Annotated in this window: 13 protein-coding genes; 10 read left to right on the plus strand and 3 right to left on the minus strand. The window is 47.5% G+C overall.

Going from position 1 to position 11,262, the window contains the following annotated elements; genetic code table 11:
• Window positions 1–68 precede the first annotated feature (68 nt).
• The 8 genes from AR543_RS10280 (at window position 69) to AR543_RS10315 (ending at window position 3,916) form a co-directional block, all read left to right on the plus strand.
• Window positions 69–356 carry a Dabb family protein gene (locus AR543_RS10280; protein ID WP_060534112.1) on the plus strand — a complete coding sequence of 96 codons (288 nt, stop codon included), beginning with the start codon at window positions 69–71 and terminating at the stop codon, window positions 354–356.
• A gap of 14 nt (window positions 357–370) precedes the next feature.
• Window positions 371–808: a DUF86 domain-containing protein gene (locus AR543_RS10285; RefSeq protein WP_060534115.1), complete on the plus strand. Its 438-nt coding sequence runs from the start codon at window positions 371–373 to the stop codon at window positions 806–808.
• 163 nt (window positions 809–971) lie between these two features.
• Window positions 972–1,586 (plus strand): helix-turn-helix transcriptional regulator, encoded by a 615-nt coding sequence (locus tag AR543_RS10290; protein ID WP_060534117.1) that lies wholly within the window; start codon window positions 972–974, stop codon window positions 1,584–1,586.
• A 232-nt stretch (window positions 1,587–1,818) separates the two neighbouring features.
• On the plus strand, window positions 1,819–2,292 hold the full coding sequence (locus AR543_RS10295; RefSeq protein ID WP_064505573.1) for a YtxH domain-containing protein: 474 nt from the start codon (window positions 1,819–1,821) through the stop codon (window positions 2,290–2,292).
• A 327-nt stretch (window positions 2,293–2,619) separates the two neighbouring features.
• A complete protein-coding gene (locus AR543_RS10300) occupies window positions 2,620–2,823 on the plus strand; it encodes a hypothetical protein (protein ID WP_060534119.1) in 204 nt (67 codons plus the stop codon).
• Between the two features lie 163 nt (window positions 2,824–2,986).
• Window positions 2,987–3,247, plus strand: coding sequence for a hypothetical protein (locus AR543_RS10305; protein ID WP_060534121.1), 261 nt, complete (start codon window positions 2,987–2,989; stop codon window positions 3,245–3,247).
• Between the two features lie 97 nt (window positions 3,248–3,344).
• A complete protein-coding gene (locus AR543_RS10310; protein WP_017813818.1) occupies window positions 3,345–3,653 on the plus strand; it encodes a HesB/IscA family protein in 309 nt (102 codons plus the stop codon).
• Between the two features lie 23 nt (window positions 3,654–3,676).
• On the plus strand, window positions 3,677–3,916 hold the full coding sequence (locus tag AR543_RS10315; protein ID WP_046215629.1) for a YuzB family protein: 240 nt from the start codon (window positions 3,677–3,679) through the stop codon (window positions 3,914–3,916).
• A gap of 207 nt (window positions 3,917–4,123) precedes the next feature.
• On the opposite strand, the gene AR543_RS10320 is transcribed toward AR543_RS10315, so the two are convergent.
• Together AR543_RS10320 and AR543_RS10325 are read right to left on the minus strand one after the other, a co-directional pair.
• The gene (locus AR543_RS10320) at window positions 4,124–6,136 is read right to left on the minus strand and encodes an LTA synthase family protein (protein ID WP_060534123.1); all 2,013 of its coding nucleotides are present in this window, start codon (window positions 6,134–6,136) and stop codon (window positions 4,124–4,126) included.
• A gap of 324 nt (window positions 6,137–6,460) precedes the next feature.
• Complete coding sequence (locus AR543_RS10325; protein ID WP_060534125.1) at window positions 6,461–7,621, minus strand: THUMP domain-containing class I SAM-dependent RNA methyltransferase; 1,161 nt, start codon at window positions 7,619–7,621, stop codon at window positions 6,461–6,463.
• A 224-nt stretch (window positions 7,622–7,845) separates the two neighbouring features.
• On the opposite strand from AR543_RS10325, the gene AR543_RS10330 reads away from it, so the two are divergent.
• Complete coding sequence (locus AR543_RS10330) at window positions 7,846–8,493, plus strand: O-methyltransferase (RefSeq protein WP_060534127.1); 648 nt, start codon at window positions 7,846–7,848, stop codon at window positions 8,491–8,493.
• A 133-nt stretch (window positions 8,494–8,626) separates the two neighbouring features.
• On the opposite strand, the gene AR543_RS10335 is transcribed toward AR543_RS10330, so the two are convergent.
• Entirely contained in the window at window positions 8,627–9,868 is a 1,242-nt protein-coding gene (locus tag AR543_RS10335) for an MFS transporter (RefSeq protein WP_017813823.1), read from the minus strand.
• A gap of 335 nt (window positions 9,869–10,203) precedes the next feature.
• Between AR543_RS10335 and hemE the strand changes: the two genes are divergently transcribed.
• A complete protein-coding gene (hemE, locus tag AR543_RS10340; RefSeq protein ID WP_060534129.1) occupies window positions 10,204–11,262 on the plus strand; it encodes a uroporphyrinogen decarboxylase in 1,059 nt (352 codons plus the stop codon).

Here is an 11,262-nt window from a genome sequence, read left to right on the forward strand (position 1 = left end):
TAAAGTACATATTCCGGTGAACCGCATGCTGGAATGGAATCCCATCAGCCAAAGGAGACATTCTTGTTATGATCAAGCATATTGTACTGTTCAAATTCAAAGAAGCTTCCCAGGACGTTATCGATACTGTCGTATCTCAATTGCGCAATCTGGAAGGCAAGGTAGAATCCCTTCGTTCGATCGAAGTAGGGGTCGATCTGATTCGCAGTGAACGTTCCTATGATGTCGCCCTGATTACTACATTTGATAATATGGATGGACTGCAGGCATACCAGGTTCACCCCGAGCACGTTAAAGTAAGTGATTATATCGGTACGGTCAAAGAATCAACGATCGCTGTCGACTACGAATATTAAGGTGGTGCTTCACCATGTATTATGTAAATCGTGAACAGATCGAACGCCGCATTCACGCGCTGGATGAGGTGCGTACAGCGCTGATGCAGGTCGCCTCTGCCTGGGACGGTAGTCTCACCTCCGGCATGGTACAGGAACGTGCGCTTCATCTGGCGGTAGAGTGTGTAACCGATATCGGCAGTTATCTGATCGATGGATTTATTATGCGCGATGCCAGCAGCTATGAGGATATTGTGGATATTATGCTTGATGAGAAAGTCGTCGATCCGGATACAGCAGCACAGCTGATGGAACTGGTGCGATTGCGTCGTCCGCTGGTTCAAGATTATTATGACTGGCCGCGTGGAGAACTGCATGCGCTGACACCGGTGATGCCGGAGGTTCTGCATACTTTTATTGAGCAGATCAGCAGCTATCTCGATCAAGAGCTGGGTACTTCCACATCTTCCTGATCCATGTACAAAATAGCGAAATCTGCCGCTTGCATACAGTTTTAAATTTACATCCCCAGCCGGATAAGCTACAATAACGGTATTATTAAAGGGATAATGTGACCCTTGTCGCTGACAATAGCGAACAGGGTCATTTTTTATTTTGATGCAAGGGGGTCAGGGAATGAAATCCAACCAGGAGCCGTCGACCCGGCGTACAATCATGATGATTTTAAAAACCCGGGGCCCGGCGAGCGTATCGGATCTGGCAGGGGAATTGAATATTACCGAAATGGCGGTCAGACGTCATATTCAGGGGTTGGAGCAGGAAGGATTGCTACTGGCAGAGACAGTGAAGATTCCGACAGGCCGGCCTTATCTGCGCTTTCGCCTTAGTGAGCGGGCGGAAGAACATTTTCCTCATAACTATCATCAGCTGGCGCTTGATTTGCTGGATGAACTGGATGAAGAGGATATTGCCAGAGTATTCGAAGGCCGTAAACGCAAGCTGCTGAACCGTTATCAGCCACTAATGGAACAGCAGACACTTGGTGAACGGGTAGCGACACTGACAGATATCCAGCAAAATAGCGGGTATATGGCGAGCTATGAGCAGAACCGTCCGGATGAATTTACGATATATGAATTTAACTGCCCGATCAACCGGGTAGCAGATCAATATAATGTCGCCTGTCACTGCGAGCAGGAGCTATTCGAGACCTTGCTCGGTGCCAAAGTAACACGTACCGAATGTATTGCCAAAGGTGGTCAATGCTGCGTCTATCGTATACAGAAATAACAATAGCCCTTTCTCCGTTTTTCGGAAAAGGGCTATTCGTTATAAAAGAATCGGATATGTATGGTTTGCTATAGGCGTAGTCGTGGAGAATCTGCGTCTGTAATCCCTGTATGGACTGTTTTTCTGCTCCGAAAGATACAAATATGTGTACGTTTTCACAAAAGTGGGATAATTGCTGTCTCTGTGGGTAATAGAAAGCAGAGTACACTATACGAGAATGGGAGAGATAATAATGGAACAGCAAACATCGAAATTGGTATACGGCATGATCGCAGGAGCACTGATTGGCGCAGGGGTAGCAGCACTGCTGTCTCCAAAAACAGGCAGAGAAATGCGTGCAAGTCTGGTCGAACTGGCTGAACTGGTGAAGGAAAAAGGTCCGGTAATGAACGAAAAAGGTCATGAAGTTACCGAAAAAGGCCGCGAAGTGGTCGAAGTAGTCAAAGAATCGATCGGCGTAGCCAAAGAGTGGAAAGAGCAAATCCAGACAGCTACAGAAGAAGTGAAAACTGAACTGGCTGAATTCAAGGAAAGTCAGGACGAAGACAGTAGCTCTGACAAATCTTCTAACTCCGGTTCTACGGCAGCTGCGGGTTCTTCTTCATCCAGCAGCACAACGACAGGTTCTTCCACATCAACAGGTGGTGCCAAAACAGGTACTACGCCTCCAGCTGGCAGCAACAAAAGCAGCAATTACAGCGTCTAAGCCGGCCATCGTCGGGAATAGACGAAATATACATGCAATATCCGAGCGCCTATCGATTCGATAAGGCGCTTTTTTTATCGGACACAGGAATAACCAGTATCTGGAATTGTCTAATTATCCGATGTCGAAGACCGTCATCATAATATCGAAAGCCGAATGCAACAGCTATTTGCTCATAACAATGGCATCATTACATAGTTAATAGCAGAATACTGGATATTTCGAAGCTTAAAAAGCTCAACAGCGTTTATACTATCAATGGCTATGGTTAATTATGTAAGTAATTAAAAGTAGCGGACTATACGATCGAAGGAGGTGCAATGCTGGATGAAATACAGGATTATCGCGTTGCTGATGGCTTTGTTCCTCTATGCGTTCGTTCGTATCAATGATGCCGGTAATACTCATCATTCGTATGTATATAAGCAGGCAGCGGCCAGTTCTTCGTACAGCAAGACTTCTTCTGTGGAGAGGGATGGGCCGCTTTATTATCCAATACGCTTGTGGAGACAATTGTTTGATTCAAATTAAATGTATTTGAATTTATAAATTAATGAAACTTTTTGGTATTCAAACGTATTATATGGAGGATGTCCCTGTATCGGCTGCGCTATTTGGTGTACAAGATAAGATGGACGTCTTTTTTGTAACTACACAATCTGTTTTCTATTTATATATAAGGGAGAGATTTACTTTGTCTAAATGGACCCGATTATTCTCAGCTAAACAATGGATAAATGTATTCAAAAAACTGCCTGGCTTACTGACCTCCAGACAGCTGCCGCTGCGGGAAAAGCTGCTGTTTGCCATCCCGGTACTGGTATACTGGGTTATGCCTGATGTGATGCCTTTTATGCCGATCGATGATATTGGTGTGACGCTGCTAATGATGAACTGGTTTGTGTCCAGAGCGGAAGGCAAGCTGTCTCTGGTCGACTATAATCCACAGCGCTAAGGTCCGGTTTGTCCTTGCGTAATGCAGATGCCAGTTATACAATAGTAGTATTGTTTCGTGCCTGCTGCAGGCAAGTTGATCCCAAGGAGCTGATCTCATGAAAGTCAAAATCACCCGTAATGCTGCCAAAGTTCTGAAAAAAGAAATAGACAAGCCTGAAAATGAAGGCCTGAAACTGCGCGTGTTTGTTACGCATTCTCACGGAGACCATGTACATTACGGTCTTGATCTGGGCGAGCCCCAGGCTAACGAAGAAATCGTAACGACCGATAAAGAGATTGATGTGGCTGTTGATCCTAACGAATCCTGGCTGGATGGCGTCAAAATCGACTATCTGTACACCGGAGAAGAAGGCTTTGTGATTACGAATCCTTCCAAAGGCGACCACGGTCATCATCATCACTAAGATGATCAAGAAGGGAAATTTTCATGGCTAACGATATACGCGTATGTGATGAATGCAATCATATCCGTCTGAAAACGATACTACCCAAACTCGAAAAGCTGGCACCGGATGCCGAGATCAAAATCGGCTGCAAATCCTACTGCGGGCCTTGCGCCAAGCGTGCTTTTGTTTTTATTAATGGCCGCTATGTCAGCGCTCCGACCGAAGATGAAGTACTCGAGAAAGTCGCCAAGTTTGTGAAAAAGCCTTCGGCTCAAGCCTGACGAAATGCGATGAATCCGGTACTGCCGAATTTTATAGGTTAAGGATAGATACAACAAAAGGATATAACAAAAGCCTCCATTTCTTACTCCTGCGGGAGTAACGAAATGGAGGCTTTTTGAATAGAATTCTTTTGGCAAAACTGTTGGTGAAAAATAAGATTCGTCGTGACACAACCGGAACTATGCATTAGCTGCGTATCCGCCTGCTTACTGTGCCGCTTTTTCCTTATGGAACTGGCGGATCAGATCATGCGTGATTAATTCGTCCGAGATATTCAGCCGCTTCTGGGCTTCGTCATAGCTGTCACGAGCGCGTTCTACATCAGTCTCTTCGCGGGTCTTCATATCATAGGCAGTACCATGTTCGAAGATCCCGTCTGCCGAAGGAATATAGAATACTTTGCCATCCGTAAAAGCACCGGTACGCAGTACTACCAGTTTCTTTTCCTTGGTATCGAACATATCGTTACCCATCAGGTAATACGGGCTTGCTTCTACGCCAAGCAGGTGAAGGATGGATGGAGTCATATCCAGTTGTCCGGCAGGAATATCATACGTACCGGCATGTTTGCCATCCGGTAGATGAATCAGCATGGGTACCTGGTTCATGAGCTGCTCCATATCCAGATCTGTCAGCGGTTTGCCGAGGAATTCTTCCATTGGAGCTTTATCCTTGAGCGAATCGTCGTGATCGCCGTAGAACAACAGGATCGTATTATCCCATAGTCCGGCTTTTTTCATATCCTGTTCCATCTCGCCAAGTGCAGCATCGACATAGTGCAGAGACTGGATATAGTCGCCGAAAGTCGTGCCTGTCAGATCACCCATATCCAGCTCCTGCACAGAAGCAGGCAGTGTAAACGGATGATGACTGGACAGTGTGATCAGGAAAGAGTAGAAAGGCTGCTTTTCGGCAGACATTTTCTCGACCGATTGACGGAAAAAGGACTTGTCACCAAGTGACCAACCGAGCGGCTCATCAATCGTAAAGTCGTCTTTGCTATAGAAATGATCATACCCCATATTCTGATACATGACCGAGCGATTCCAGAAGCTTGGCTCATAGGCATGGAAAACGTAGGAGCCATAGCCCTGCTTTTTGAGGATCTGCGGCAGTGTATCATATTCATGATCCGCATACCGCGTAAAAACAGAACCAGTAGGCAGCGGATGCAGGGACGCATTGGAAGCCATATCGGCATCGGATGTGCGGCCCTGCCCGGTCTGATGATAGTACTGGCTGTAATACATACTGCTTTTCATCAGACGATTGATATTGGGCGTAATCTCCTGACCGTTAAATTTTTTGCCGATCACAAAGTTCATAAATGCTTCGCCCTGAATAGCGATAACATTGCTGCCTTTGTAGGCACCGAACAAAGCATCATCGCCTTTTTGGGCACGGTTTTTCTGTTTTTCGTCAAACCAGTCTTTGACTTCATCGGTTGCCTGGGCTGACAGCTGATTGCCATTTCCCCAGTGATCCTGTGCATAACGGTATACATCGTATCCATGGAAACCGAGTAGTCCGGTCACATTGTACAGCGACATATTCCACCAGTTGCCGACGAATAAGCCAACTGCCCATGTGGAGGTTGCATACTTGATCGGAGCAAAGGTCAGTACCCAGCCCAGTGCGAAAATAACAGCTCCCTGAATCAAGCGCGTGATTACACGACGACCGCGGCTTGAAGAGTAGTTAGTCCCCCCGGCTGTATATGCCTGAGAACGATAGCTGTTGCGACGTTGGATACGGCGCACGAGCAGATAGATAGCGGCACCGAGCAGAACGATCCAGTCTGCGAACAACCAAATATCCGAAGTGTGAATAAGCTCACGGATGCTGCCGCCCAGCGACTCCACCTGACCTGCTTGCATCAGTACCGGAATCGTAATGAAATCCTGGAAATAGCGGAAATAAACAAGATCTGCGAACATCAGGAAGCTCAGTAATACGTCCAATATAATCAAAGCGGCGATGCGTCCGCGTCTTGGCAGCCAGAGCGTCCAGAAGGAAGCAAGCAGTACAGAGCCCAGCGCAGTGACTTTATCAAGTGTATTCATATCAATATTTTGTACATGTAGATTGCTGTGCAGGTAAATCAGTTTGCCCATAATAAGGATCAAAAAGAGTAGATAGTCTATTCTGATCAGGGCAAAGGGCCACAGGATACGCTGAATCCAGCTTTTTCGCTGCGGACGGGAAGATAGATATTCCAAAAATATAGCCCCCTTGCTGAAAAGCCAGATATTCTGCATATTCTTCTTAACCTGGCGTTTACATAATAAGATAAGTAAACACATAGCACAGCGGCGAACCGGGCTGCTGAATGCAGAATTCGCCGCTGTGCTATCATGTATAGGGAGGATGACCGGTAACCCGGAGTTAACCCCTGTTTTTCCAAATTAATCTGTCGTTTACAAATAATAGACGATAGCTGGATACAGACGGCAATAATACGGTCTGTATCCGGCTCAGGTAGATAAACTGCTATAATACGATGCAAATAACAGACGGTGTTGGATCCACTGATAAACAGTCTATTAGTGTGAAGTCGCTTCTCCCCGGTCAGTACGAGGCGGTAATGGGCCGAGATACTGGAGGAATTGACATTCGATCCGGCCGTTGTACAGCTTACGGCGCTTGTCCGCTTTGCGTCCAAAGAACTGTTCAAAATGACGTGTTGGCGTAATAACGAATACCGACCAGTCTGGCAGATAGATCGAAGATTTGCCAAGAGCGCGAATCATGGTTTCGACTTCTTTGCTCTCGCTCAGGCGCTCGCCATACGGCGGGTTGGTAACGATACAGCCGAATTTGCCCTGCGGCTGAATACGGGATACCGGCATAACCTTGAATTCAATCTCATTGCCCAGTCCGGCACTTTTGGCACAGGCTTTGGCAATTTCGATAGCTTCTGGATCAATATCACTGCCGGTAAGCTGCAGTGGAATATCATCTTTAACTGCATCAAAGGCTTCATCACGCGCTTGTTCCCACAGTTCGTCCGGAATAATGCTCCAGCCTTCGGAAGGGAAGGTACGGCGGAGTCCGGGAGCAATATTCCAGCCGATCATAGCAGCTTCGATCAGCAGAGTACCGGAACCGCAGAACGGATCGTACAGCGGACGATGCGGGCCCCAGCGGCTTAGCAGAATCAGTGCGGCAGCCATTGTTTCCTTGAGCGGGGCTTCGGTTGCATGCTTGCGGTAGCCGCGCTTGTGCAGCGAAGGACCGGTTGTATCAAGTGTAATCAGCGCTGTGTCTTCATACAGGGATACATCAATCGAATACAATGCGCCGTCTTCCTGGAACCACTCTGTACCATAGGTCTGTGTCAGCTTGTCCACGACAGCCTTTTTCACAATCCCCTGGGAAGCAGGAACACTGCTCAGCTGGGATTTCTGGGAACGTCCGGATACCGGGAATTCACCGTCTTCGGGGATAAAATCTGCCCATGGAATCGCTTTGACCCCTTCAAACAGTTCGTCAAAAGTCGTCGCCGGGAATTCTCCCATTTTGATAACGATCCGGTCTGCGGTACGCAGCCAGTAGTTGCATCGGCAAATATCGATAAAATCACCGGTAAACCGGACACGTCCGTTCTCGGTGCGCGTATCATCATAACCAAGCAATTTTAATTCACGTGCCACGACAGCCTCAATACCCATCGGGCAGGTCGCAATCAGTTCAAGCTGTTTCATTATATATGTTCAACTCCTATAGCTTTCACAATTCAACTTGTGAGTTCGGTCTCAAAACCATACAATCTAGTATAGGTGAATGCCGGTATACTTACAAACGTTTCTCCAAAATTTTGGGGAATTTATTTATTCATCGGCAAAATGAATTTTGACGGTCTGCAGACTCTGAATACAGTATCGGCAGACACGGGCGAAAGATTAGGATTGAAGGAGCTAGATAAGAGATGACAGACAAAAACGTAATAGGTGCAGAAGAATATATGGAGCAGCTGATCGAGGAAGACGAACTGCTGCTCCAGATCAAGCAGACGATCCGCGAGAAAGGCATGCCCGAGGTATCGGTTGTACCCGGTTATGGCAGACTGCTGACGATGCTGATCCAGTTATCCGGAGCCAAGCGGGTGCTGGAGATTGGTGCGCTTGGCGGATATAGCGGGGTCTGCATGGCTCGCGGACTCGGTGAAGATGGAAAGATTATTTCTCTTGAGCTGCAGCCTTCCTATGCCGAGCTGGCTCACGAGCATCTGCGTCTGGCCGGATATGGGGATCAGGTAGAGTACCGGGTAGGTGAAGCGATGAACAGTCTGCACCAACTGAAAGAAGAAGGGCAGCGCTTTGACTTTTTCTTTATCGATGCGGATAAACTGAATTACCTGAATTATCTGGAGTATGCGATTGAGCTTGCCAATCCCGGTGCGATTATTGCGGGAGATAACTTGCTGCTGCGGGGCAGAACGCTTAATCTGGACAGAAATGGTCCGGCTATACAGGCAGTACGCGAGTTCAATCGTCGTATCGTGTCCGATCCGCGTCTGACGGGTACGTTGTTGCCAGCTTTTGACGGGTTGGCTTTGGCACGTGTTAAAGGCTGACATTGGTTTTTGAGCAAAATGTAGTGTTTACTAAAAGAGGCTGTACCATCCTGATTATAGGATCGTACAGCCTCTTTTTGCGTTATGGAGATCAGGAATATGCCAAAAATAAAATTCTGGTATATCCACAATTTTAAGCAGAGCGATGATGCTTGTCTGCAGTTGGGCGGGTATACAGCTTGGTTCGTACCCATAACATATTGAGCAGCAGCATAATCCCCGACATGATGAACAATCCCTCGATACCGATAAATCCTGCCAGTACACCACCCATGACAGAGCCGGTCATATTGCCGAGGGCAGTCGTACTGCTATTAAAGCCAAAAGCACGGCTCTCCATCCCATCCGGCGTGTAATAGCGGATCAGCGAATTGACGCTTGGCAGCAGACCGCCCATACATAATCCCATCAGGAAACGCACGGCAATGAGCTGGCCGACATTCTGCACAAAGGCCTGCGGGATCAGCATCAACCCGGCACCAATCAGGGAAAAGGTGAGTACCCTGTGCGCTCCGTACTTGTCGCTGACCTTTCCGAGTATAGGTGCCATCAGCATATTGGACAGACCCGTAACCGCGCTGACGAGGCCTGACCAGAAAGCGAGATTCTCTATACTCCCCTGCAGCTTTTGCACATAAAGGGGGAGCAAGGTCATCGGGCTAATCATGGCGAACTGCAGCAGCAGGGTAACGGTGAATAGTGCCGGCAACTGCGGTGTAAGGCTCAGCTCACGCAGTCCGGATAATACGGATACTTTGGGCATCTGTGCGGCAGCAGAACGGTCGAACTTCTCCCGCACGAGGAACAGAGCCAGCAGACTCGCCATAAAAATACAGGCTCCTGTAATATAGAAAATATAACGGAAACCGACTGTGTCTGCCATAATACCGCCGATCAGTGGGCCCAGAATACTACCGGCTACAGTGCCGGATTGGCTGATTCCCATCGCAAAGCCCATTTTTTCCTTGGGCGTATTGCTGGAGATCAGGGAGGTGGAAGCCGGATTAAAGCCCGAGATCGTTCCGTTGATCAGACGCAGTACCAGCAGATGCCATGCCTGCGTAGCAAATCCCATAGCGGTAAATACAATCGCCATCCCGAACCCCGAGCGCAGCAGCATGACTTTACGTCCATACTGGTCGGACAGCTTGCCCCAGAGCGGCTGGAAAATAAACGAAGTAACAAAGTTGGCCGCGAAAATTACTCCGGACCAGATCGCAATTTGATGCTCTCCTTGTACACCGATGTCCTGTGACAGGTAGAGAGCAATAAAAGGAACGATCATTGTCGTCCCTGCGTTAACAAGAAATTGGCCGAACCATAGCACCATCAAATTGATCTGCCAGGACTCCAATTTTGATTTTGAAAAGCGCATCCTGTTTCACTTCCTTAAAAAAGTCCATTCTATTAGTATACCTTATGTTATACCCACTAGACTGTTATTGTAGCAGATAAATGATGAAAATAAAACCCGTTTTCATCTAGTGAAACAAAGATCGCTTTTTTATTTCCTCTTTGCTTATTCTCCGTCTGTCTATCCCCGTTCATAGGATTGTCATTGGATATTCATAGTAGGGAGGTTGTTACCTCTCTCGAAAAAGCGCATAATTAACTTGTGAATATTTTTATTGCGGAAAATAATTTTGAAGAATTCATCGTTTGGGAGATCGAACGCCAAACGGATTAACTACTGACGCGGAGGACTCATTCATGACTTATAACGACTCCTTCATACGCGCCTGTCGCAAGCAGGATATCGACCGTCTGCCGGTCTGGTATATGAGGCAGGCAGGGCGCTATGATCCGGATTATCAGAAAATCAAAGAAAATTACAGCCTGCTGGAAATTTGCCGGCAGCCTGAACTGGCGGCTGAAGTCACCCTCATGCCTGTTCGCAAGCTGGGTGTGGATGCAGCCATTTTATATTCGGATATTATGAATCCGGTTGCTTCTATTGGTATCGATTTTGATATCGTCAAAAATATCGGACCCGTGATCGATAACCCGATTCGTACAGCAGCCGATGTAGAACGTCTTCGTCCGATTGATGTAGAAGGCGATCTGTCCCATGTATTGGAGACGATTCGCATTCTGGATCGTGAGCTGGATGTACCGCTGATCACTTTTGCCGGTGCACCATTTACAATTGCCAGCTATCTGATTGAAGGACGTCCTTCCAAAAGCTATATTCGTACCAAAACGATGATGTACAGCGAACCGGAACTGTGGCATAGCCTGATGCGCAAGCTGGGCGATATGGTCGCGACCTATCTGCGCAAGCATATAGAGAACGGCGGCAAGGCATTTCAGCTGTTCGATAGCTGGGTTGGTGCGCTTTCTCCGGCTGACTTCCGTACTTATGTGCTGCCGACGATCCGCTATATTTTTGATGAACTGCGTGATCTGGACGTACCGAAGATCTATTTCCCGGGTGTGAGTTCAGGCGAACTGCTGCCTGAGCTAAACGGTCTGCCGGTTGATGTCATCGGACTGGACTGGCGGGTATCGATTAATGAAGGGCGCCGCAGACTGGGTGGCAATTATGCCGTACAGGGCAACATGGACCCTTATGTGCTGACAGGTCCATCCGAACTGATTCATCAGCATGCCAAGCGTATTATTGATGAAGGATTGCAGCAGCCCGGGTATATCTTTAACCTGGGTCATGGACTGTTCCCTGAAGCTTCTATTGATAAATTAAAAGAATTGACAGATTATGTGCATGAATATTCTGCACAGGTTCTGCAGCAGCGTACAACATCCAAATAA

Origin of the sequence: Paenibacillus bovis (assembly GCF_001421015.2) — a bacterium.
Lineage (GTDB): Bacteria > Bacillota > Bacilli > Paenibacillales > Paenibacillaceae > Saccharibacillus > Saccharibacillus bovis.